Genomic DNA, 21,994 nt, shown 5'->3' on the forward strand with positions numbered 1-21,994 from the left:
CGGTAGATTGGCTGCAACCATAGAACAGGCTGCAAGCATGGATATCGATCAAGCAAGGCTGACCCACCTCCAGCAACTGGAGGCGGAGTCCATCCACATCATCCGCGAGGTGGCGGCGGAATTCGAGAACCCGGTGATGCTGTATTCCATCGGCAAAGACTCCGCGGTGATGCTGCACCTGGCGAAAAAGGCGTTCTATCCCGGCAAGCCGCCGTTCCCCTTGATGCATGTCGACACCACCTGGAAATTCCGCGAAATGATCGCGCTGCGCGACAAGCAGGCCAGGGAAAACGGCTGGGATCTGATCGTCCATATCAATCAGGATGGCGTGGACGCCGGCATCAACCCCTTCACCGCCGGCAGCGCCAAGCATACCGATGTGATGAAGACCGAGGGCCTGAAGCAGGCGCTGAACAAGCACAAATTCGACGCGGCCTTCGGCGGCGCGCGCCGCGACGAGGAAAAAAGCCGCGCCAAGGAGCGCGTGTACTCGTTCCGCGACAAGAACCATCGCTGGGACCCGAAAAGCCAGCGTCCGGAGCTGTGGAACATCTACAACGGCAAGATAGACAAGGGCGAGAGCATCCGCGTGTTCCCCTTGTCCAACTGGACCGAGCTGGACATCTGGCAATACATCTATCTGGAAGGCATCGAGATCGTGCCGCTGTATTTCGCCGCCGAGCGTCCGGTGGTGGAGCGCGACGGCATGCTGATCATGATCGACGACGACCGCATCCTCGAATACCTGACGCCGGAGGAAAAGGCCAGCATCCAGACGCGCAAGGTGCGCTTCCGCACGCTGGGCTGCTACCCGCTGACCGGCGCGGTTGAGTCCGAGGCCGCCACGCTGCCGGAAATCATTCAGGAAATGCTGCTGACCAAAACCTCCGAGCGGCAGGGCCGGCTGATCGACCATGACAGCGCCGGCTCGATGGAAAAGAAGAAAATGGAAGGGTATTTCTGATGTCTCACCAATCCGAACTGATCGCCGGGGATATCCTGGAATACTTGAGCCAGCATGAGAACAAGGACATGCTGCGCTTCATCACCTGTGGCAGCGTGGACGACGGCAAGTCCACGCTGATCGGCCGGCTGCTGCACGATTCCAAGCTGATCTTCGAAGACCAGCTGGCGGCGATCGAGCGCGACTCGAAAAAGTACAACACCACCGACCAGGAGATCGACCTGGCGTTGCTGGTGGATGGCCTGCAGGCCGAGCGCGAGCAGGGCATCACCATCGATGTCGCCTACCGCTATTTCAGCACGGAGAAGCGCAAGTTCATCATCGCCGACTGCCCGGGCCACGAGCAGTACACCCGCAACATGGCCACCGGCGCGTCCACCAGCAACCTGGCCATCATCCTGATCGACGCGCGGCGCGGCGTGCAGACGCAGACCCGCCGCCACAGCTACATCGTCAGCCTGCTGGGCATCCGCCACGTGATCGTCGCGGTCAACAAGATGGATCTGGTGGATTACAGCGAGGACGTGTACAACCGCATCCGCGACGAATACCTGACCTTCGCCGAGCATCTGGATATCCCGGACATCCATTTCGTGCCGATCTCCGCGCTGCGCGGCGACAATGTGGTCAGCCGCACCGAGGCCGCGTCGTGGTACAAGGGCGCGACGCTGATGCATCTGCTGGAAACGATACAGATCGGCCACGACGCGCCGCTGTCCGCCTTCCGTCTGCCGGTGCAGTACGTGAACCGGCCCAACCTGGATTTCCGCGGCTTCTGCGGCACCATCGCCAGCGGCACCGTGCATCCGGGCGACGCGGTGGTGGCGCTGCCTTCAGGCAAGGAAAGCCGGGTCAAGGATATCGTCACCTTCGACGGCTGCCTGTCTCGAGCCTGCGCCGGCCAGGCGGTGACGCTGACGCTGGAGGACGAGATCGACATTTCCCGCGGCGACATGCTGGTGCGCGCCGACGAGGCGCGGCCGCAGGTGTCGCGCAGCTTCGACGCCCATCTGGTGGCGATGGGGGAAGAGCCGCTGCGGCCGGGCAAGGAGTATGGTTTCAAGCTGGCCGGCAAGTACGTGACCGGCCGCATCGAAGCCATCCTGCATCGCACTGACGTCAACACGCTGCAGGACAGCCCGGCCAGCGCGCTGGCGTTGAATGAGATCGGCCTGTGCCGGATTTCCCTCAACAGCCCGGCGGCGTTCGATCCGTACCGCGATTGCCGCGGCAGCGGCAGCCTGATCCTGATCGACAGGCTGAGCAACGGCACGGTGGCCGCCGGCATGATCGTCGCCCGCAGCGAGGAATCGTCTCCCGCCGCGCTGTCGCCGTGGGAGCTGTTCGAGCAGGAGCTGGACCAGTTGCTGCAGCGCCACTTCCCGCAGATGACGCGCGCCGAGCTGGCGCGGCGCTTGCAAGACGGGCTTTGATCCGTTTTCGCGCCAGATGAAAAACAGCCCCGATACGGGGCTGTTTTTTTGGGCTGGCTGCTACGGGTGGGCCGGCGTATGGAGCCGCTCGCGCCAGTCTGAAGCGAATGCCTCTTCGTGCAAGGGCCGGGAATAGAGGAAGCCCTGGATCACATGGCAGCCGGCTGCGCGCAGGAACTCGAGCTGATACGGCTCTTCCACGCCTTCCGCCACGGTTTCCAGGCCCAGATTGGAGGACAGCGCCAGGATGGCGTGCACGATGGCTTCTCCCCCCTTGCCGATGCCGAGTATGAAGCTGCGGTCTATTTTCAGCACTTGCACCGGCAGCTGCCGCAGATAGGAGAGGGAGGAGTAGCCGGTGCCGAAATCATCGATCGACAGGCGGATGCCCAGCGCGCGCAGCTCGGCCAGGATGTTGACGGCGTTGTCCGTCTCCATGATCACGCTTTCGGTGATTTCCAGCTCCAGATGCCCGGGCTGCAGCTGGTAACGCTGCAACAGCCTGGCGACATGTTGCGGAAAGTCTTGCCGCTCCAACTGCCGGGTCGACAAGTTGACGGAAATCGATGGCAGTTCGAAGCCGTTCCGGCGCCAGCTCGCCAATTGGCGCAGCGATTTCTCCAGGATTTGATCGCCCAGAGACACGATGAGGCCGCATTCCTCGGCGATCGGAATGAAGCGCGACGGCGGCACCATGCCCAGGGTGGGGTGTCGCCAGCGCGCCAGCGCTTCGGCGCCGACCAGTTTTCCCGTGGCCGCGTCCACCTGGGGCTGGTAGTGGGCCGTGATCTCGTCGTTTTCCAGCGCCTGGCGCAGCTGCCGCTCCAACACCACTCGCTGTTCGGCTTCGGCCGACATTTGCGGGGTGTAATGCTGGCAGCGGTTGCGGCCAGCGCTCTTCGCAGCGTACATCGCGATATCGGCATGGCGCAGCAGGGTGTCAACATCGGCGCCGTCGTGGCTGGCGAAGCTGATGCCTATGCTCGCCGACAGGTAAAGATCGTTGCCGTTGATGCAAAACGGCTGCCGGAACAGCGCCAGCAGCTTGCCGGCCACATCAGAGGCCATGTCGCGGTCCGCGATGTTTTCCAGCACGCAGATGAATTCATCTCCGCCCAGGCGGGCCAGCATGTCTTCGGCGCGCATGCCGTCGGCCAGACGGGCGGCCACCGCGTTCAGCAACTGGTCGCCGATGTAGTGCCCCAGCGTGTCGTTCACGTCCTTGAAACGGTCCAGATCGATGAACAGCATGGCCAGCTTGTATGCGGGAAGATCGGGAACGCTCAGCGCGCGGCTCAGCCGTTTCTGGAACAGCAGCCGGTTTGGCAGGCCGGTCAGTGGGTCGTGGTGGGCCAGATGGTCCAGTTTTTCCTCGGCGCGGCGGCGTTCCTGGATTTCGCCCTCCAGGTTGGCGTTGGCGTTGGCGAGCTCCCAGGTGCGGGCCGCCACGCGGTTGTCCAGCTCCCGGTTGGTTTCGGACAAGGCCGCCGCCTGGCGGTCTATGATGCGGCCAGCCAGGCGCACCACCAGCATCTGGGCGAGGAATAGCACCGCCATCAGCGCGCAGATGGCTAGCGTCACCCAGCGCAGCTGGCGGTCGCTGTCGACGACGAAGGACGTGGCATCCAGGTAGACCTCCAGAACGCCTTCTATCTTGCCGGCTGGATCGTGCATCGGCACGTAGGTGGAGATGATGTCGCGGTCGGTCAGCGTGCGTTCGAAGGCATCGATGCTGTGGCTGTGCACCAGCTCGCTGGCGGGGGTGCCGGCGGAGGCGTAACGGTAGCCTTCATCATCGTTTTCGTCCTCGCCTATCTGCTTGGGATCGGTGGAAAACAGAGTGACGCCATTGAGCGCGTACATCTTGACCCGGATCACGTCCGTGCCGCTCATCAGCCGTATCACGGCTTCGCGCAAACGCGGCTGGCCGGCCACCTGCTTCAGCTTGGCCGGATCGCTGGCCAAGGGCAGCAGCGGGCGAAAGTCGGCCCACAGCGAGTTTTCGAAAATCTGCACCAGCGACGCGGCGCGGCTTTTCTCCAGCTTGAGCAGCTGCTCGCTGGAGTAGTGGCGCAGGTAGCCAGCCATCAGGACGGTCGCTCCCGCCATCAGCAGCAGCGACAACAAGAAGAAGTAGGGCACCAGGCGGAACGGCCGGCCGGATGTGAACAGGTTGCGCATGGCGCGGGCTCTCTTTGGGTGTGGAGCTTATTCAGTTTAGAACCCTGAATCCCGATTCCGAGGCCGGCTTGCATGCCTGCGTGAACGCAGTCTTCGGACAGACGGCCATTGATGTCTGCGATGTCACAAAAATCCAGTCGCGGCTGATCTCGCCACTATATGGGCCAGGCGCGCCTGCTGTAGCCTTTCCCCACACATCAAGAGGAGGAGAGGACATGCAGGCCCGTCTGGAACAATGGAAGCAGTATTTGCTCACCGGGGTATCGCATGTGATCCCCTTCATCGCCAGTGGCGGCATCCTGATCGCGCTGGCCATTTCGCTGGCGCCGATGACCGGCAAGGGGCCGGATTTCAGCCACGCGCCCTTGCTCAAGCTGATCCTGGACATAGGCGGCAGCGCTTTCGCGCTGCTGCTGCCGGTGCTGGCCGGCTACATTGCGTATGCCCGCTCAGGCAAGCCCGCGCTGGTGGCCGGCATGGTGGGCGGCCAGATCGCCCATACTGTCAACGCAGGCTTCCTTGGCGCGCTGATCGCCGGTCTGCTGGCCGGCTGGGTGGTGGAGCTGCTGAAGAAGATGCCAGTGGCCAAGGCGTTGAAACCGCTGATGCCCATCCTGATCATTCCCATCCTGTCGTCGTTTGCGATCGGAACGTTGATGTTCGAGGTGCTGGGCGTGCCGATCGCCGACCTGATGGTGACGATGGGCGCCTGGCTCAAATCCATGGGCGGCGCCAACGCGATGGTCTTGGGCGCCTTGCTGGGCGCGATGGTGGCCTTCGACATGGGTGGCCCGGTCAACAAGGTGGCTTTCTTTTTCGGCGCCAGCATGATCGCGGAAGGCCAGTATCAGGTGATGGGAGCGGTGGCCGCCGCAGTCAGCATTCCTCCATTGGGCCTCGGCTTGGCCACCAAGCTGCGCAAGTCACTGTGGAGCGAGCAGGAGCGGGAGGCCGGTTCCACCGCGCTGGGCATGGGCATGATAGGCATCACCGAGGGCGCCATTCCGTTTGCCGCCGCCGATCCGCTGCGGGTGATTCCCACCATTGTCGCCGGCTCGGCGCTGGGCGGCATGATCGCGATGCTGGGCGGCGTGGGCGACCACGCGCCGCACGGCGGCCCCATCGTGCTGCCGGTGGTGGACAACCGGCTGATGTTCGGCCTGGCCATCGCCTGCGGCGTGCTGCTGGTCGCCATCGTCATCAACCTGCTCAAGGCCAGGAGCGGCGCATCCGCGCCGACCGCCTGAACCGCCGCATCACTGCCAAAGGAAATCGATCATGAAAGTTGTCGCCATCACCGCTTGCCCGACCGGCATCGCCCACACCTATATGGCCGCGGAAAAACTGGAGAGCATAGGCCGCCAGCTGGGCCACGACGTCAAGGTGGAAACCCAGGGCGCGATAGGCATAGAGAACGAGCTGTCCAACCGGGACATCCTGGCTGCCGACGTGGTGTTGCTGGCGGTGGACATCGCCATCGAGGGCGAGGAGCGCTTCGAGGACAAGCGCGTTGTGCGGGTGCCGATCCAGAAGGTGTTGAAAGACGCCACCGCGGTTTTCGCGCTTCTGTGAACCCGGCCGGGCCGCCCGGCCCGGCGCATCAGGAAAGCAGTCGTATGTCACATAGCCTTACTTTGATCTGTCCGCTGCCCAATGGCATCCATGCCCGCCCCGCCAGCCGGATCGCGGAGTTCTGCGCCGGTTTCGGCGCCGCCATCCGCTGGCGCAACCAGCGCAACGGCCAATGGGCCGACGCCAAGAGCGTGCTCAGCCTGATAGGAGGGGACATCCTGTTCAACGACGTCGTCGATATCGAAATCGACGGCGAGGGCGCTGCGCGGGTCGCGGACGAATTGGGCCGCTTCTTGAGGCAGACGCTGCCGTGCTGCGACGAGCCGGTGGCGGCGGCTCCCGCGGCCAGCCGGGCGTTGCCGCGAAGCCTGGCCGAACTCTCGCCGTCGCCATGTTTCGGCCAGCCGGCGGGACTGGGCGTGGCGATTGGAGAGCTGTGCGTTCATCGCGGCTTCCGCATGCCGGAGCCGGCCGAGCTGCCCTTGTCCACGGACCGCGATGCCGATCTTGCCGCGCTGGCTGTGGCGCGCCGCGCGCTGGCTGAGCAACTGCGGCAGCAGGCAGAGCGCCAGGGCGGCGAGGCGGCGGGGGTGTCGCGCGCCCATCTGGCCATTCTGAGCGATCCGGATTTCCGCGCCCGGCTGGATGCCGCCGTGGCCGACGGCGCGGGTCCCGCGCGGGCGGTGGCGGTTGTGGTCGCCCATTACCGCGCGCAGTTGTCCAAGTCGGCCAGCGAATACCTGCGCGAGCGGGAGATGGATATCCGCGATGTCGGACGCCGGTTGCTGGAGGCGCTCGCGCCGGAAATCCAGCGGGCGGGGGAGGCATTGCCGGAAGCCGCGCTGCTATGGGCGGAGGATCTGGCGCCCAGCGAGCTGCTGGCGCTGGATAGGGACAAGGTCAAAGGGCTGCTGCTGGCGCGCGGCGGGTTGACCTCGCACACCATCATTCTGGCGCGGGCGTTTTCACTGCCGGTCTTGACCGGCGTGCAGCGGGCCGCCATCGCCGACGGCATCGGCCGGACCGCGGTGCTGGATGCAGGCTTGGGGGCCCTGTTCCAGAGCCCGGATACGGTCGTGCTCGATTACTATCGAGAAGAAGAGGCGCTGCTGGCTGCGCAGCGGCAACGATTGGCCAAGGCCAGCGGCGGCATCGCCGCCAGCGCCGACGGCCATCGGCTGGAGCTGGCGGTGAACATCGCCTCCGTCGCTGAGGCGCAGCTGGGCTTCGCCCAAGGCGCGGACGGGGTGGGGCTGTTTCGCACGGAAATGCTGTTCATGGATGCCGACGAACCGCCGGGCGAGGATGAGCAATTCCAATGCTACGCCGAGGTGGTGAGGCTGGCGGCCGGCCGGCCGGTGATCATCCGAACCTTCGACATCGGCGGTGACAAGCCCGCGCGTTGCCTCCCCGCGCCGCAGGAGAGCAACCCCTTTCTCGGCTACCGCGCCATCCGCATGTACCCGGACCAGGAGGCGGCGTTCCGCGCCCAGCTCCGGGCGATCTTGCGCGCCAGCGCGCTGGGGCCGGTCAAGGTCATGATCCCCATGGTCGCGACGCTGGGCGAAGCGCGCTGGGCCAGAAGGTTGCTGGAGGAGGAGCGCGCCGCGCTGGGAAGGGCGGAGCCGGTTCCACTCGGCATCATGCTGGAGGTGCCGTCGGTGCTGTTCCAACTGGACGCCTTCTGCCGCGAGGTAGACTTCTTCAGCGTGGGCAGCAACGACCTGACGCAGTATCTGTTCGCCGCCGATCGGGACAACGAACGGGTGGGCAATCTGTACGACAGCCTGCACCCGGCTTTTCTGGCGGCGCTGAATCAGGCCGCGGCCACCATCCATCGACATGGGCGCTGGATAGGGCTGTGCGGCGAGGCCGCCGCCGCGCCGCACGCGTTGCCGTTGTTCCTGGGCATGGGACTGGACGAATTGAGCATGAGCGCGCCCTCGCTGCAGGAATGCCGGCGGCGTCTGCGCGAACTGGACGCCGACCGCTGCCGCGAGCTGCTGGGGCGGGCGCTGGCATGCGCAGACGGCGCGGAGGTGAGGGCGCTGGTGGCCGCAGCTGCGGCCCGGCCGGCGTTGCCGATGCTGACCGCCGACTGCCTGATGCCCGATGCCGCCTGGGGCAGCAAGGCGGCGGCGATCAAAGGCCTGGTGGACAGGCTGTGGCTGCTGGAGCGTTGCGATGACCGCTACGGCATGGAGGAAGACCTGTGGCTGCGCGAGCAGGCTTACTCCACCGGCCTGGGGCATGGTTTCGCCATTCCTCATGCCAAGTCGGGGCATGTGCTGCATCCCACGCTGTGCTTGGCCCGATTGGCGCAACCGGTGGACTGGGGCGCCAGCGACGGGCAGCCGGTGGACATGGTGCTGCTGCTGGCTTTCAACGCGGCCGACGCCGGCGCCGCGCATTTGAAATTCTTCTCGCGGCTGGCCCGGCTGGTGATGCACGAGGATTTCCGCCAGGCGCTGCGCGCAGAGCGCGATCCCGAACGCTTGCTGGCGCTGCTGCGGGACAGACTGGAGGGCGCGGCATGAGCGCGTTTCCCATGCACGGGCTGGCCCAGCACTATGCCTGGGGCGGGCGTCGATTCATTCCCGGCATGCTGGGTCTGGACAACGCCGGACAACAGCATTTCGCCGAGTGGTGGCTGGGCGCGCACGAAGAGGCGCCATCGGTGATCGCGACGCCGCAGGGCCCGCAGCCGCTGCACTATGCCATTGCCCATCAGCCGCTAGCCTTTCTGGGCGAAGCGGTGATCCGCCGCCATGGCCCCCGGCTGCCTTTTCTGATGAAGGTGCTTGATGTGGATGCGCCCTTGTCGATCCAGGCGCATCCGGACGAGGCGCAGGCGAGGGAGGGCTTCGCCCGCGACAACGCCGCCGGACTGGCCCTGGGCGATCCGCGCCGCAATTATCGCGACTCCTACCCCAAACCGGAGATGATGGTGGCGCTGTCTCCGTTCTGGCTGTTGCATGGATTGCGGCCGGATGCGCAGATCGACGCGCTGTTGGCGCGCCAGCCGGAGTGGCAACCATTGCGTGAGCGGTTGGCGCGGGAAGGCGGCGCGGGGCTGCATCGCCATTTGCTTAGATTGCCGCAGGAGGAGATCGCCGCGTTGCTGCGCCCGCTGTGGCGCAGGCTGACGGCGGACGGCGATGCCGGGCCGGATGATCCGGATCATTGGGCGCGGCGGCTGGTGGGCATTCGGACCGAGGACCGGGGCGTATTCGGCTGCTATCTGCTCAATCTGGTGGGGTTGAGGCCGGGCGAGGCCATCTTTCAGCCGGCGCGCTTGCCGCACGCCTATCTGCATGGCCGCAATATCGAGCTGATGGCCAATTCCGACAATGTGCTGCGCGCCGGCCTCACCGACAAACCGGTGGATGTGGAAGCGTTGCTGGCGGTGATGGACGACGCGCCGGTCAGCCCCAGGGTGATGGCCGCGCCGGATGGCTGCGGGTTGAGAGCGTATCCGCGTTGCGGCGGGGATTATTTCGCGCTGGACCAGTTGCTGTTGGGCGAGGGAGAGGGCGCAGCGTGGCGCAGCGAAGGTCCGGAAGTGTTGCTGGTGGTGGACGGCAGCCTGAGCCTGCGGCATGCTGCTGGCGAGCTGGCGCTGGAACAGGGGCAGAGCGCCTTGCTGCAACCCGGACTGACGTGCGAAGCGCGCGCCGGACGACTGGCGTTGGCTTATCGGGCGTTTTGCCCGCTGGCCGGCGGGTGGTAAGGTGGCGGATAGTTCAGATTGAGACCGGATAAGACATGGCGCCGCACCCGTCCTTTCGCCTGAGCTGGCCGTCCACCTTGGCGCGCTTGAGCCATGCGCCGGCTGGAAAACACATGCCGGCAGGCGCTTACCAGGTGCATTTCCCACGCCTGGATCTGGTGCTGTCCAACCGCTATCACTACAGTCACGAAGGGTGCGAGAATGCTTGCCTGTCGGCGCAGGAAGCGCTTTTCATCCCGGCCGAGCACTGGACCTTGCCTAACTGGTGCGCCAACGGCGAGGTGCTGCACATCCTGTTCGACTACGCGCGGATAGGTTTCAGCCTGGTGCGATCCGGCCCGCAGGGCGTGATCAGCACCCACAAGGAAAGCATGGTGCTGGCTCAGCGCGGCAGCCTGAACGGCATGCTGGATGTGATGGCCGGCCTGTGCCGGGACGGCGCAGCCCCTGAGGCGCTGCGTTTTCAAGGCCAGGCGCTGCTGGCCTTGCTGCAGGCGCTATACGATGAGGCGCGCGACAGCCAGTGGCAGCAGGGCGGCAATCAGTTTCGCGCCATCTGCCTGTACATCAGCGAGCACCTGTACGCGCCGCTGACGCGCGAGGACGTGTCGCTGCGTTTCGGCATCTCCACCACCCACCTGTCCCGGCTGTTTCGCCAGCATCTGGGACACGGTTTCTGCGAATTTTTGGCTCATGCCCGGCTGGACCTGGCCAAGGCCTTGTTGCGCCAGGGCCAGCTGCCGCTGAGCGCAGTCGCCGCCCGCTGCGGCTACGTCGATGTCAATTATTTTCATCGAGTCTTCAAGCAGCGTTTCGCGATAACGCCCTGCGCGTATCGACGGGAATTCGCCTGAGGCCATTGCTTGGGATCGGGCCGCAGCGGGTTGGATATCAGGCATCAGGCGCGATTTCCAGTTGATCCGGCGACAGGATGGGCTGGCCCGGTTCGTCCAGTTTCACGTTGAGGATGCGCAGCGCATCGCCGGCGACGCGCGCGAAAATCGGGGCCGCCACCGCGCCGCCGTAGTATTTCCCCGCGCTTGGCTCGTCCACGGTCACCGCGACGATGACGCGCGGATGCTGGCCAGGGGCGAAGCCAATGAAGGAAGCGCGGTGCTTGTCGGCCACGTAGCGGCCCTCGATCAGCTTGCGCGCAGTGCCGGGCTTGCCGCCCATGCTGTAGCCGGGCACGCGCGCAGCCAGCGCGCCGCCGCCCTGTCGACTGTTGGCGACCAGCAATTCGCGCATGGTCGCAGCGATGCGTTCATCGATGACTCTCTGCGCCGGCGGGGATGTTTCCCGGGAATGAAGCGATACCGGCAGCAGCAATCCACCGGTAGTGAAGACCGTGTAGGCGCGGGCCAGATGCAGCAGGCTGCCGGAGATGCCGTAGCCGAACGACATCGTCGCCTGGTCTATCGGACGCCATTTCCTCCAGTCGCGCAGCGTGCCCCTGGCCTCTCCCGGGAAGCCCGTCCCGGGCGCCTTGCCGAATCCCAAGTCGTTGTAGAAATGCCAGAACCGCTCTGGTTTGGACATCAGGGCCAGTTTGCTGGTGCCGACATTGGAGGATTTTTGCAGGATGCCCAGCATGTCGAGGCTGGCGCGCGGCGCCACGTCCCGGATCAGGGCGGGCCCTATCTTGTAGCTTTGCGTATCCAGCACCGTTTGCGGCGTGACATGGCCGTCTTGCAGCGCCAGAGCCATCGCGAACGGTTTCATTACCGACCCCGCTTCAAACGCGTCCACCATGCCCCGGTTGCGCATGGCCTCAGGCTGCGCCGATCGGCGATTGTTGGGATTGAACGTAGGGTAGTTGGCGGCGGCCAGCAACTCGCCGTTTTGCGCGTCCAACACGATTACGCTGCCGGATCTGGCCTTGTGCTCCGCCACGGCAAACGCTATCGCCTTGTGCGCCTGATACTGGATGCGGGCGTCGATGGTCAGAGCGACAGTCTGGCCGTCCGTCGGGAGCAGGATGCGGGAGGCGTCCGCTATGATCTGGCCGCGCAGGTCTTTCAGCACCTGCCGCGTCCCATCCTTGCCGGCGAGCTTGCGCTCCAGGCTCAGTTCGATTCCCTCTTGCCCTTTGCCGTCGGCATCGGTCAAGCCCACCAGATGGGCGGCCGCGTCGCCTGCAGGGTAAAAGCGCATGTACTCGGAATCGGAAAAAATGCCTGGAATGCGCAACGCCATGATCTTGCCTGCCGTGTGTGGGTCGAGCCGCCGCTTCAGGTAGACAAAGTCGCGGCCGTCGCCGGTGAGTTTGCGGCGCAGCGACTCCGGGGAAAGGTCCAGCAACTCGGCCAGATCGCGCAACTGCGAGGTAGCCAGAGCGGGAAGCATCTCCGGACTGGCCCAAATATTTTTCACCGGGCTGCTGGAAGCCAGCAGCCGGCCGTGACGGTCGACGATGGCGCCGCGGCCGGCTTCCAGCGTCAGCGTGCGCAAGAAACGGATTTCTCCCTGCTTTTGCAGAAAATCCTGTTGAACGAATTGCAGGTAGGCTGCGCGAAGCAACAGCGTGATGAGGCCAAGGCCAAGCAGGCCGGCGACCATGCGGGCGCGGAAAGTCGACATTTTCGCGCCGACGCGCGTCGAAGAGGGCTGGCGATGACGGACGGGCATGCCGCGGATACCTTTAGCCTTGCTGGGAGTGAATCTCCGGATGCTAGGCGAGGCAGGGGGCGGCGTAAACGCGGCTTTCTGTAACGAATGTAACGGAGGGGCTCGTGATGAAGAGCCTGTATGGACAAGCGACGGGACAGCTCCAGCTTGCCTGGGGCTGGCGTTGAGTGGAGCAATAAAAAGCCATTTTGAAAATGGCTTTTTATTGGCGGAAGCGGTGAGATTCGAACTCACCGAACAAGCCTTGTCGTATAAGGGTTTGACGATAGCTTATGCCAACTTGGGGCGCTGGCGGGGCGTTTCGTCAATCCGGCCAAACTCATCATATTCCCCAGCAAGCTTGAGGCCATCTGCCGACTTTATATATCTGCCATAGTGCCTGCGGACCATTTCCACTGTCGTGTGCCCAAGTAGCTTGGCCACAAGAAGCTCAGGCTCCCCTGAGAGCAAGAGCTTTGATGCAAAGGTGTGCCTGGTCTGATAAGGATTGCGGTATCGGATGCCTGAGGCAGTGACGACCTTTCTCCAGTGATCGATCAATGTTCTCTCGCCGCTCCAGCGCCGACGTGTGTTTGGATTTATGAAGATGTATCCGCCGATGGCTAGAAGCCTGGTAATAGGCTTCATTGAGGCTATGGCATCCCTGGCGGCAGGGAGTAGCGGCACCTCTCTGACTCGATTCGTCTTTGTTCCTTTTTCGACTAGCCCTTCTTCTGAGTCGACGGCATTGTCACGGACCTGAATCATCCCCCTGGATTCGTCTATATGCTCCCACTTTAGAGCGATAAGTTCGCCGATTCTAAGGCTAGTGCTAAAAGCGAACTGAATAAGCGACCTATATTCGGTCGATTTGCAAGCCGTTAAAAGCGCTTTCACCTCTTCGTCATTGAATGGGTCCGCCTCATCCTCCGTTGGCTTTTGTTTTCTCGCAATAACAGTCCTGAGTTTTATGGGATCAAGTGGATTATTTGGAATGAGCTGGTCTGTCGCCGCTTGTGACAGGATATTAGAGACGATACCAACGCAGCTTTTAATCGACTTGGAAGACAGGGACTCATTTAGGGATATAATCCAATCCCGCAGGTCGGGTGTTGATATTTCATTGAGTTTGTAATCTCCCCATTTCGGAAGCACTCGGGCCTTTGCCCATTTCTTCATGCTCAGTATTGAGGAGGGGGAGAGGATGGCGAGTTTTTTGGCTCCATCAATATAGGCATCCCATGCTGCTTGGAATGTTTGGCGTTTTGGGGTTCCTGACTTGCGAGCCTCGGAGGATTTTGGAAAGAATCTGGCGTAATCGAAGGTGCCGCGCTCAATCGCATTAAGTACCTCACTGCGGTATCTGGATGCATACTTGATATTTGATGCAGTCGCTTCGATTTTTAGTGATTCCTTGCGCCGCTCGCCATTCCAGATAAAGCTGATTCTTATGCTGCTTCCTCGCGATCCTTCCCGGACTTCGACCCCTTCTGGAAGACTCCTTCGACGTTCGGCTGTTGCTCGACCCATTTTGCTGCCTCTATCAAATTGATCCAAAGAACGCGCTGCGCCGTGCGTTTATAATGCTTGCCGGCTGCCCAATGGCCTTCTCGTATTCTGACCGAAACGGCGTCCATGGGCTCGCCTGTGCAACGGCAATACATGTCAGCTCGGACCCAAGTAATGGGAAGGTAGGCGATCTGGTTATCCATTTTCCCTCCTTATATCATTTCTTGCGATGAGTGCTTTCGCGGCCAGTGCGCCGGGCTGAACGACTGGCCCTTGTTGTGCCGCTCCAGATGGAGGGTAGAGGGCAGGGCGCGCATACTCTCCGGCACGGCTTGCGGAAACAACAAGGCCGCCAACGTGGGCGGCCTTTTCGTGAGCGGGGTGTTCTGCTTCATGCCAGTGCCCCGATGGTCAGGTCGACGACTTCGAGCAGTGCCTCGACGTCGCTGTCGTTGTCGATGGTGAGGTCGCGCGCGTGGCGCGGTAGGGCGATTTCTGTCGTGTGCTCGGCTGACGCCTCGAAGCCTGGCCGGTCGATGTGCCAGACCCAGCCGCCCAGCTGCCGGATCAAATCGGCCTCGGCGGTCGGGATCGGGGCGCTTGCGGCATTGCGTAGGCCGGACACGACAACCGGCGCCGTTGATGCCTCGATGCGCTCGCGCACCGCGCAGATGAAATAGTCCCAGCCGGCCGTCGCGCGGCGGTAGTCGCCCCACTGCTGCTGGAGCCAGCGGGGAGATCGGGCATAGCGATAGTCGCTTGCTGAGTGTTCGAGTATTTTCCGATGCACAAGCCAGGCGACAAATGCATGATCAGCGCAAAACATAATCGCCAAAGCGGGATCAATATTCTCCTTGATGTCTTGGTTTGTGAAGTCATGCCAAGCAGAGGGGAATGCAATGGTCTGCAGCTCCTCCCTGATCTTGTCCGCGAAACCGACCTTCACGAAGCCGTGCCTGGCGACGAGGTAGTCGGCGATGGTGTCTTTGCCGGACTTCAGAGGCCCGGCTAGGCCTATCAGTTGCATTGATTTCTCCAAATAGAAAGGTCCGCTCTAAGGCGGCCTAAGCATGAAACTATATAATTCTCATGGTAATATTAACCTAGACTTAAAGTCGATCAGCCTAATTAGAATAATTTCTAAATACACCTCGCGATTCGATAAATCTCTAATCATAAATAAATATTTGATTCCTACTTTAACAAATGCAGTTCTTTTTGCCAGAATTTCCACCTCAAATACACAAGCAAATAAATAAATTAACTATAAAATCCCATTACGCCTCAGCCTCATTGGTGATGCGTAAATATTCCATACTTAACTTTGGGAGTGGGAAATGAGCGATATTTTCGAAAAGGCTTCAACAGTGATGGGAAGTACACGTGTTTACAACACGGTTGTCACCAGTACGGTCTCGGTCAAGGCAAGCTACAAGGCCATTTCCGCATCCAGGGATTCTAGGATTGGTATATGGCCAGGGTTTCAGGCTACTGGCAACCCAGTTGCAATAGCAGCGGCAACAGATCTTGAGGGAGAGGTAACTCTCACGGTTCAAGGCTACGACTTTAACGACGGACCGTACACGGTCGGTTTTATCGTGAATAACAACACCGGCAACGATTCCATTTGCGCCACTGTAGTATTGGTCAATGGGCAATACTTGAAATCCGAAGTAACAACATTGATCGTAACCAACCAGAAGAACCAAGATGGGAAAACCTATCTCACTGTCCAGTACTCTACTCCCGATGGCAATACGCCGAACCGAAGCCTCGACTGGATATACTTATTTAATGGCAGCCAAGTTGTTTCTCCCGGCCAAGCAGTGCAGCATACCCCGGTCCCGAGCAACGACAGCAGGGGCTCCATTGTCATTGTGACAGATAGCCCTTTGACATTTGGCAACGATTACATCATTGAATATAATCCCGGCAGATCGACAACCGCGATCAGCGCCTACTACACGTTCAAATTCGGCGGCCGTTAAAATTAATTATTACCGCGCATGGCTTGGAAATCTATATAAGCCATGTGCGGCAATTAAATTAGTTTCAGCCTCCACTCCCCTGAAAATAGCAGGCGATTCCCACGTTAACGTTGCTGGGTCTCCTTCGTAGTTGGCTCGCATGTCGTCAACGTAGACGGCCATCACTCACCCCTTTCCTACGGCTGCGGTGCCACCAGCTTCTCGACAGCACGTAGTCCATCGACCAGCCCGCGAATCGTGCCAGTGCGCTGCACTTCAACATGAGGCCAAAACGCATCAAGCAGTTCGTCGTCGGTGATCGTGCGTTGCTGGGCCGGCAGCGGCGCGGCGTCGTGAAGCTGTTTGATCACATCAAGGGCGGCCTCGACGGTCTGTCTCTGATATGTCGCCCACTTCGGCCCGGCTTTCCACGGACTGTTTAGGGCTGCATAAAGGCGACGTAGTGCTTCCTTTTCCCCTACTATTTCAGTCATGGCTGCTCCCTTCCTTCGGCTGCGGCGCGGCGGCACGGTCGATCCGCTCCAACTCGGCCACAATTAGCGCGCCGGCTTTAACCAAATTTTGGCGGCGCGTTCCGGGATTCAGCCTAGGTGAATCGAATGGCCACCAGCGATGAGATGCCCCGATAGACCATCCAGCACCCAGCCGCGCGTAGCACGATGCCGCATCTGCCAGCTGTCCGCCGGTGTGCTGGTCATCATGCTCAGGCGTCCATCCCTCGACCTCGATCTGCCGCCGGCGCTCGGCGGCGATCTCTTCGATCACGGCAGGCTGCTGGGGCTGGGCCAGCTGCGGCGCGGCGGCGAGCAAGCGGCGCAAAGCCCATTCCGCCTTACCAGCCGGCCCGAGTGTGTAGCCGGGCTTGTCGTCCGGTAATTCATCCAGCCCATCCAGCTGGGCACTGATAAAGTCGAAATTGTCGGAGTCGATCAGGTGTACCCGTCCTTCCTCCTCGCTATCATCCATCGCCAGGGTGACGAACCTGGTCAACTCGACCAGGTTTGCTATGACGTCAAGTTCGACTTGCGTCATCGCCGGCGCGGGCTGCTGGAGGTCGATACAACGTCCGGCGTTGTAAAGAGCGCAGATGGTTTCATGGGTTTGTCGATTGCGGTCTTTTCCAGCGGCCGACATGTAGGGATCCAGGGCGCGCATTAGGCTGAGTGTGACGTATGCTGACTCAAGCTCCAGATCATCCCTCGCTGGCGCGCCGTGGATCCTGGCGATGTAGTCCAGTGCCATCTGAGCGGCCATGCACAATACTTCGTCTCTGGAATTGCCACTATGCTTGGTGGCCGGCAACAGTTCGTCGCGGGCCGCGGCGGCGTCTGCGGATATCGCCATGCGGGCGAACTCACGCGCCAGTTCTGCCGGCCTGAAGTTTTCCAGCCCCAGGATGATGCGCGGCAGTTGGCGGTGGAAATAGTCGGCGTCTACGCCGTATGGGCCGCGCCCGCTCTGCGAGTCCGCCAGTTGGGTCAGGGGTTGCATGTTGCCTCCTCCATATCCGCTTCGGTAATGGTGTGCTGCCGGACGTTTACGACCAGGAAGAAGCTGGCCACGCAGTGTTCTGCCTGCCAACGCGCCAGGAATGCATCCAACTCGGCCTTGGCCTCGGCCGACACGTCCGGGAAGTCGTCCGCAAACTCGCCGCCATAATCGGCGCCGCGGTCGGCGATCTGTTCGATCACGTCACTGGCGTCTATCCAGTCAGTGCCATGCTCCTCCACGTCGCCGATATGCACGACATCGCCGGGCTCGAGACCGTATTTGTTGATCAGCTCGCGCAGGGTGTCGCATGGGAATGTGTCGTTGTTGTGGCTCCATGCCTGGCGGGGTTTGGTGTTGGGTTGCATCACGCGGTCTCCTTGTCTTCTTTGTCACGCTGCGCTTGGAGCGCTGCCCGGGCGGATTCAAAATGCTCCGGTCCCTGGCCGTCGCCATCACCGCCGTAGAGCGCGATGCGGATCACATCCAGCGTCAACTTGATGGTCCAGGTGTCCCACCCCTCATTCGTTAGCTCGGCTCCGAGGTGGCACAGCTCGTCCTCGGCCTCTTTCAGCGCCGCCTGCAGCATCGAGATGGCTTTCAGCGCCTGCGCGCCATCGGCCTCATTGACGACGCGCCGCCCGTTATCCCAGGCGGCCATCATGTCCGGAGTGATAGGCCCGGCATGCTGCGCCGATACCATCGCCTGGCAGGCATTGAACGCGCGGGCGTAGGATGTGGCCACGAACTCCGGCGGCGTGACGGGTTTGGTGTTGGGTTGCATGGTCACTTCTCCACTCGTTTGAACTCAATCACCCACACCCACGGGTTTGCGTCCCAGCTGCCGGCGCCGTTGAGCCGATTCCACAGCCAGTGGTATGCGCCTGCAGCTGTCGGCCCGTAGCAGCCGATGTCCTCGCAGCTCTGCCGCGAGTGGTCGCAAGGCTCAGCGACGCACCCCTCAGCCACCGCATCCGCCTCGCTAATGTCCTGCAGCTGCTCGACGCGGACGTCGGTGATTTCCAGCAGGATGCGGCTGGCAGTGCGCGGCATGTGAATGCTGGGCTTCCATGCCGACCGAGGCTCACCGCCGCCATCGTCATCGCCCGCCCACTCCATATAGCCGTCGGCCGCATAGATGACGTGGCCGGAGTAGTAAACTCGGCCGAATGGCAGTTCTAGGATTGGTGTGGCCGGCCGATCCGGCACCCAATCGACCATATTGCCGGCCTTGTCCCAAGAGTGGCTGATCACCCCCCAGGTCTCCCGTACCCACAGCCTGTCGCCAGGTTGGCCGTATGGGCATGCGCGGTTAATGACATGCTGTGGTTCGCGTTCCAGCACCATGGCACCTGGTTCGTACAGGTTGCCAAAATCTGGATGCTTCACCGGCTTTGCCACCCGCCGCGTCTGCGTCTTAGTGCCGGCCAGTAGCGCACGGACCATTTCGGCGCAGAACAGGATCGGCTTCTCATTGACGTTGGGCATGGTCACTCCTTCCGCGTGGGCCGCGTTGGCTGCTGCCAGCGCCGCGCCGGTGTCGGGTATCAGTTCCAGGTGGTGCGGGTTCATGGGAAAATCCTTCCTTTTGCATAAGGGGCGGCCATGGAGCTGCTAAAAGGCATCCTTTTCCATGTCCTGATGACGTTCAGGGGAATGATTCAGGCGGTGCTAAAAATCGCTGGGGGTTTAATGATGCTGGCGGCGATTGTGTGGGGCATTTATGGCCAGTACACCCTGGCGGGCGGCCTCGCAGTCTGCGCAGTCGTGGTTAATGCTGTTGGCTGGGGATATGACTCGATAGTGCTGAAGTTGGCCCCTCCGGGGTCTGACCTGGGGCTGTATCGCTAACGTGCCGGATGTAGAAGGGAAAGGTCATGCGGCGATGCTCCGGCGTTGCTTCATCTCGGCGCTACTCCAGGCCATCATGTCCGCGCAGTTGGCGCGCACCAGCGCTTCAGCCAACGGTGGGCAGACGCTGTTGCCGGCCATCCGGACTTGCGCGTGCTTCGGCAGGCGCCGGCCGTTGATGACGGGGTCGATTACGTAGGTCTTCGGGAAGCCCTGCGCCGCGTAGAGTTCGCGCGGCTCCAGCATCCGCATGCCGATGTCGGCAATTTGGTAGTCGACGCCGGCGACGGTCACAAGGCCCATGCGGTCCTTGGTGGGAACGGTATGCAGTGGGTCATACAGGCTCTGATCCTGGCCGCCCTCGCTGTAGTACTTCACGAGGAAGGCTCGGACCTCGGCGATGTGGTTGCCGCCGGCAGTCACCGTGGGCATGGGCTGGCTGACGGGCTGTCCGTCCTGGCTGGTGCCGTACAGCTTCAGCAGGTTGGCGGCCACCAGTTGGGTCTTGCCTCCGCCGCCAGCAGTGACAGTTCCGACCGGCGCGCCGGCCGGCGCGGCGTCGCTATTACCGAATTGGCGGACCAGATGGGCGGCGACAACTCCCATCGCATGCGGCGCGCCGGCGGGGTTTTCTTTTGGGCCGGCCGTCACCGTGTGTAGCGGTTCGTCGGCTCCAGATCCGGTCGATCCGGATCGGAACTTGGTGATGTGGGCGGCGACCAGTGCGTGATGGTCAACGGTAGTAGTTGTGTGCATCGGCCCAGCCAGATCCACGCCGGCACCCTTGTAGTTGCCTCCGTAGTGCTTGATCAAGGTCGCGGCCGCAACAGCGTGGTGCGACTCGGTCGTCAGCGTCGGCATGGCTTGGTCGACCGCTCGCGGCTTGCCGCCATAGGACGGACCGCCAGCCCCCACCAGCGTCGCGCCGATCAATGCATGATGCCCGCCCTTCACTTCAGCGCAGACCGTGCGCAGCGGCTCATCGGCCGGCATGCAGCGCTGGCTGCTGGCATTGGCGCACTCGGTCAACACCGGCGCTACCAGGCCATAGCCGTGCTTGGCGGTAACGGTCTGCATGGGGTCGTCGATCGCTTGTCCGCGGAAATAATCGTAACCGTGGTTTACTTTGACGATGAACGGCTTCGCCGTGTTCAGGACATAGCGGTTGATGCCGCGGGCGATGCGGCGCAACGTGTTTTCCGCCAACGGACGCGTGCGCTCGAAAATGCTCGGGCACGGAATGCTCCAGTCGATCACGTCATTGCCCGCCGTTGGCCAAGGTTTGAGCTTGCCGGCCTTCACCTCGGCGCTGTCCGGATCTCCATGGGTAGGGGCTGGCCAGACGATGGCCTGGCCATCACTGCGGGCAATGAGGAACAGGCGTTTTCGGATGGTCGGCGCGCCGTAGTCCATGCCGCGCAGCTCTCGGTGCTCGACCTTGTATCCGTGTCGAGCAAGGGCGTTCAGAAAGCTATTGAAGGTGCGGCCCTTTTTCTTCGGGCACGGCTTGCCATCGCTCAGCAGCGGCCCCCATGTGCGGAACTCCTCCACGTTCTCCAGGAAGATCACGCGTGGTTTGCTGGGACACGGAAGCGACGCCCAGCGCAGCGTCACCCAGGCCAGGCCGCGGATGCGCTTGTTGCGCGGCTTTCCGCCCTTGGCTTTGCTGAAGTGTTTGCAGTCCGGGCTGAACCAGATCAGACCGATCGGGCGCCCCTGTGTCACGTCGCGAGGGTTCACATCCCAAACGCTTTCGCAATGGTGGTCGGTCTGCGGATGGTTGATGCTGTGGAGCGCCACGGCCTCAGGATCGTGGTTGATGGCGATGTCGACGTGCCTCCCAAGCGCAAGTTCGATACCGGTGGAAGCGCCGCCGCCGCCGGCGAAGTTATCGATGATGAGCTCGCGGTTCAGGTCGAGCGTGAATTGGTCGCGGATCATTTGATGTCCTTGCATATCTTGCAGCGCCACTCGCTCCCGGCGCCGCTCGGTGTCGTCACATACGCGCCGCCAGCCAGCGGCCTGCGGAAATCACAGCGACTGCATATCCGATACAGGCTCATGCTTGGCTCCATGAATAATGGCCCGCATGGGCCGCGTTTAAACACTGGTCACTTCACAATCATCACAGTCGGTGGTAATCCTGAGCATCAACGAGAAAAGGAGCTCATCATGTGCGGATTCTGTGGACCGATAGTTGCTGGCACTGCCGGAGCCGATGAGGTTAAAAAACACCTGGACAAGCAGACCACGATGGGAGGTGAGAATGCCCATCGCACCATGTATGAGTGCAGGCATTGCCGCAGCATCCTATGGCACGACTCGAGAAACGGTACGTGGGAAGTTCAGTACCCGTAATCCACACGCCGTCTTAAACGGCCAGTGGCCTTGCTTAAGCGGCAATCCTCGGGATACCGACCGCATCGGCCGCCGCCTGCCGATCCCCCAGCTCCTTGGCGCACGTCACCATCGTTGCCAACTGCTCGTCCTTGATGGCGATGGTGTCCTGCAGCATCTGGATGTGGCGCTCCTTTTCGTCGAGCAGCCGGGACAAAGTGGCGATTTCCAGCGCATAGCGCATGGTGCTGATGTGGGTATTCATGCTCATCTCCTGGCGCGCTTGCGCCAAAAAAGAAGCCCGCATGTAGCGGGCATTGGGGTTTTGGCTCTT

20 protein-coding genes are annotated in these 21,994 nt (G+C 62.1%); 9 read left to right on the forward strand and 11 right to left on the reverse strand.

Annotated elements, in window-relative coordinates; genetic code table 11:
• Window positions 1-37: 37 nt before the first annotated feature.
• Window positions 38-964: a sulfate adenylyltransferase subunit CysD gene (gene cysD / locus BKX93_RS01405; RefSeq protein WP_046167764.1), complete on the forward strand. Its 927-nt coding sequence runs from the start codon at window positions 38-40 to the stop codon at window positions 962-964.
• The gene (cysN, locus tag BKX93_RS01410; protein WP_070978279.1) at window positions 964-2,397 is read left to right on the forward strand and encodes a sulfate adenylyltransferase subunit CysN; all 1,434 of its coding nucleotides are present in this window, start codon (window positions 964-966) and stop codon (window positions 2,395-2,397) included. Before cysD ends, cysN begins: the two co-directional genes overlap by 1 nt.
• Window positions 2,398-2,457: 60 nt before the next feature.
• Here cysN and BKX93_RS01415 read toward each other — a convergent pair whose 3' ends face one another.
• Window positions 2,458-4,578 (reverse strand): putative bifunctional diguanylate cyclase/phosphodiesterase, encoded by a 2,121-nt coding sequence (locus BKX93_RS01415; RefSeq protein WP_052717528.1) that lies wholly within the window; start codon window positions 4,576-4,578, stop codon window positions 2,458-2,460.
• A gap of 215 nt (window positions 4,579-4,793) precedes the next feature.
• Here BKX93_RS01415 and BKX93_RS01420 point away from each other — a divergent pair, with 215 nt between their 5' ends.
• The 5 genes from BKX93_RS01420 to BKX93_RS01440 are packed head-to-tail and all read left to right on the forward strand — an operon-like array spanning window position 4,794 to window position 10,734.
• Window positions 4,794-5,825: a PTS fructose transporter subunit IIC gene (locus BKX93_RS01420; protein ID WP_070978281.1), complete on the forward strand. Its 1,032-nt coding sequence runs from the start codon at window positions 4,794-4,796 to the stop codon at window positions 5,823-5,825.
• Window positions 5,826-5,856: 31 nt separating this feature from the next.
• A complete protein-coding gene (locus BKX93_RS01425) occupies window positions 5,857-6,150 on the forward strand; it encodes a PTS fructose transporter subunit IIB (RefSeq protein WP_046156458.1) in 294 nt (97 codons plus the stop codon).
• A 44-nt stretch (window positions 6,151-6,194) separates the two neighbouring features.
• Complete coding sequence (gene ptsP, locus BKX93_RS01430; RefSeq protein ID WP_070978283.1) at window positions 6,195-8,687, forward strand: phosphoenolpyruvate--protein phosphotransferase; 2,493 nt, start codon at window positions 6,195-6,197, stop codon at window positions 8,685-8,687.
• Entirely contained in the window at window positions 8,684-9,880 is a 1,197-nt protein-coding gene (manA, locus tag BKX93_RS01435) for a mannose-6-phosphate isomerase, class I (RefSeq protein WP_070978284.1), read from the forward strand. Before ptsP ends, manA begins: the two co-directional genes overlap by 4 nt.
• 35 nt (window positions 9,881-9,915) lie before the next feature.
• A complete protein-coding gene (locus BKX93_RS01440) occupies window positions 9,916-10,734 on the forward strand; it encodes a helix-turn-helix transcriptional regulator (RefSeq protein WP_082107190.1) in 819 nt (272 codons plus the stop codon).
• A 37-nt stretch (window positions 10,735-10,771) separates the two neighbouring features.
• On the opposite strand, the gene BKX93_RS01445 is transcribed toward BKX93_RS01440, so the two are convergent.
• The 3 genes from BKX93_RS01445 to BKX93_RS01460 form a co-directional block, all read right to left on the reverse strand.
• Window positions 10,772-12,742, reverse strand: a complete 1,971-nt coding sequence (locus tag BKX93_RS01445; protein ID WP_244887222.1) for a peptidoglycan D,D-transpeptidase FtsI family protein — start codon at window positions 12,740-12,742, stop codon at window positions 10,772-10,774.
• 36 nt (window positions 12,743-12,778) lie between these two features.
• Window positions 12,779-14,044 carry a tyrosine-type recombinase/integrase gene (locus BKX93_RS01450; RefSeq protein WP_145929198.1) on the reverse strand — a complete coding sequence of 422 codons (1,266 nt, stop codon included), beginning with the start codon at window positions 14,042-14,044 and terminating at the stop codon, window positions 12,779-12,781.
• 343 nt (window positions 14,045-14,387) lie between these two features.
• Window positions 14,388-15,023 (reverse strand): nucleoside/nucleotide kinase family protein, encoded by a 636-nt coding sequence (locus BKX93_RS01460; protein ID WP_070978290.1) that lies wholly within the window; start codon window positions 15,021-15,023, stop codon window positions 14,388-14,390.
• A gap of 310 nt (window positions 15,024-15,333) precedes the next feature.
• Here BKX93_RS01460 and BKX93_RS01465 point away from each other — a divergent pair, with 310 nt between their 5' ends.
• Window positions 15,334-15,984, forward strand: a complete 651-nt coding sequence (locus BKX93_RS01465) for a hypothetical protein (protein WP_070978292.1) — start codon at window positions 15,334-15,336, stop codon at window positions 15,982-15,984.
• A gap of 176 nt (window positions 15,985-16,160) precedes the next feature.
• Here the strand turns inward: BKX93_RS01465 and BKX93_RS01470 are convergent, their stop codons facing one another.
• From BKX93_RS01470 to BKX93_RS01490, 5 genes are read right to left on the reverse strand one after another with little or no spacing between them, the layout of a single operon-like run.
• Window positions 16,161-16,457 (reverse strand): hypothetical protein, encoded by a 297-nt coding sequence (locus tag BKX93_RS01470; RefSeq protein WP_070978293.1) that lies wholly within the window; start codon window positions 16,455-16,457, stop codon window positions 16,161-16,163.
• The gene (locus BKX93_RS01475; RefSeq protein WP_070978294.1) at window positions 16,450-17,475 is read right to left on the reverse strand and encodes a hypothetical protein; all 1,026 of its coding nucleotides are present in this window, start codon (window positions 17,473-17,475) and stop codon (window positions 16,450-16,452) included. The genes BKX93_RS01470 and BKX93_RS01475 overlap by 8 nt, the downstream gene beginning before the upstream one ends.
• Complete coding sequence (locus BKX93_RS01480; RefSeq protein ID WP_070978295.1) at window positions 17,463-17,840, reverse strand: hypothetical protein; 378 nt, start codon at window positions 17,838-17,840, stop codon at window positions 17,463-17,465. The genes BKX93_RS01475 and BKX93_RS01480 overlap by 13 nt, the downstream gene beginning before the upstream one ends.
• Window positions 17,840-18,256, reverse strand: coding sequence for a hypothetical protein (locus BKX93_RS01485; RefSeq protein WP_070978296.1), 417 nt, complete (start codon window positions 18,254-18,256; stop codon window positions 17,840-17,842). The genes BKX93_RS01480 and BKX93_RS01485 overlap by 1 nt, the downstream gene beginning before the upstream one ends.
• Before the next feature lie 2 nt (window positions 18,257-18,258).
• Complete coding sequence (locus BKX93_RS01490; protein ID WP_222103277.1) at window positions 18,259-19,044, reverse strand: hypothetical protein; 786 nt, start codon at window positions 19,042-19,044, stop codon at window positions 18,259-18,261.
• A gap of 33 nt (window positions 19,045-19,077) precedes the next feature.
• Between BKX93_RS01490 and BKX93_RS01495 the strand changes: the two genes are divergently transcribed.
• Window positions 19,078-19,323 (forward strand): hypothetical protein, encoded by a 246-nt coding sequence (locus tag BKX93_RS01495; RefSeq protein WP_070978303.1) that lies wholly within the window; start codon window positions 19,078-19,080, stop codon window positions 19,321-19,323.
• Window positions 19,324-19,347: 24 nt separating this feature from the next.
• On the opposite strand, the gene BKX93_RS25650 is transcribed toward BKX93_RS01495, so the two are convergent.
• Both BKX93_RS25650 and BKX93_RS01510 read right to left on the reverse strand, forming a co-directional pair.
• On the reverse strand, window positions 19,348-21,264 hold the full coding sequence (locus BKX93_RS25650) for a DNA cytosine methyltransferase (RefSeq protein ID WP_070978304.1): 1,917 nt from the start codon (window positions 21,262-21,264) through the stop codon (window positions 19,348-19,350).
• 451 nt (window positions 21,265-21,715) lie between these two features.
• On the reverse strand, window positions 21,716-21,925 hold the full coding sequence (locus tag BKX93_RS01510) for a hypothetical protein (RefSeq protein ID WP_070978308.1): 210 nt from the start codon (window positions 21,923-21,925) through the stop codon (window positions 21,716-21,718).
• Window positions 21,926-21,994: the final 69 nt, after the last annotated feature.

Source organism: Chromobacterium vaccinii (assembly GCF_001855275.1).
GTDB lineage: Bacteria > Pseudomonadota > Gammaproteobacteria > Burkholderiales > Chromobacteriaceae > Chromobacterium > Chromobacterium vaccinii.

Bases quoted from the DNA above. Each gene is read 5' to 3' on its own strand.
- cysD (WP_046167764.1), top strand. From the start codon at position 38: ATGGATATCGATCAAGCAAGGCTGACCCACCTCCAGCAACTGGAGGCG.
- cysN (WP_070978279.1), top strand. From the start codon at position 964: ATGTCTCACCAATCCGAACTGATCGCCGGGGATATCCTGGAATACTTG.
- BKX93_RS01415 (WP_052717528.1), bottom strand. From the start codon at position 4,578: ATGCGCAACCTGTTCACATCCGGCCGGCCGTTCCGCCTGGTGCCCTAC.
- BKX93_RS01420 (WP_070978281.1), top strand. From the start codon at position 4,794: ATGCAGGCCCGTCTGGAACAATGGAAGCAGTATTTGCTCACCGGGGTA.
- BKX93_RS01425 (WP_046156458.1), top strand. From the start codon at position 5,857: ATGAAAGTTGTCGCCATCACCGCTTGCCCGACCGGCATCGCCCACACC.
- ptsP (WP_070978283.1), top strand. From the start codon at position 6,195: ATGTCACATAGCCTTACTTTGATCTGTCCGCTGCCCAATGGCATCCAT.
- manA (WP_070978284.1), top strand. From the start codon at position 8,684: ATGAGCGCGTTTCCCATGCACGGGCTGGCCCAGCACTATGCCTGGGGC.
- BKX93_RS01440 (WP_082107190.1), top strand. From the start codon at position 9,916: ATGGCGCCGCACCCGTCCTTTCGCCTGAGCTGGCCGTCCACCTTGGCG.
- BKX93_RS01460 (WP_070978290.1), bottom strand. From the start codon at position 15,023: ATGCAACTGATAGGCCTAGCCGGGCCTCTGAAGTCCGGCAAAGACACC.
- BKX93_RS01465 (WP_070978292.1), top strand. From the start codon at position 15,334: ATGAGCGATATTTTCGAAAAGGCTTCAACAGTGATGGGAAGTACACGT.
- BKX93_RS01470 (WP_070978293.1), bottom strand. From the start codon at position 16,457: ATGACTGAAATAGTAGGGGAAAAGGAAGCACTACGTCGCCTTTATGCA.
- BKX93_RS01475 (WP_070978294.1), bottom strand. From the start codon at position 17,475: ATGCAACCCCTGACCCAACTGGCGGACTCGCAGAGCGGGCGCGGCCCA.
- BKX93_RS01480 (WP_070978295.1), bottom strand. From the start codon at position 17,840: ATGCAACCCAACACCAAACCCCGCCAGGCATGGAGCCACAACAACGAC.
- BKX93_RS01485 (WP_070978296.1), bottom strand. From the start codon at position 18,256: ATGCAACCCAACACCAAACCCGTCACGCCGCCGGAGTTCGTGGCCACA.
- BKX93_RS01490 (WP_222103277.1), bottom strand. From the start codon at position 19,044: ATGAACCCGCACCACCTGGAACTGATACCCGACACCGGCGCGGCGCTG.
- BKX93_RS01495 (WP_070978303.1), top strand. From the start codon at position 19,078: ATGGAGCTGCTAAAAGGCATCCTTTTCCATGTCCTGATGACGTTCAGG.
- BKX93_RS25650 (WP_070978304.1), bottom strand. From the start codon at position 21,264: ATGATCCGCGACCAATTCACGCTCGACCTGAACCGCGAGCTCATCATC.
- BKX93_RS01510 (WP_070978308.1), bottom strand. From the start codon at position 21,925: ATGAATACCCACATCAGCACCATGCGCTATGCGCTGGAAATCGCCACT.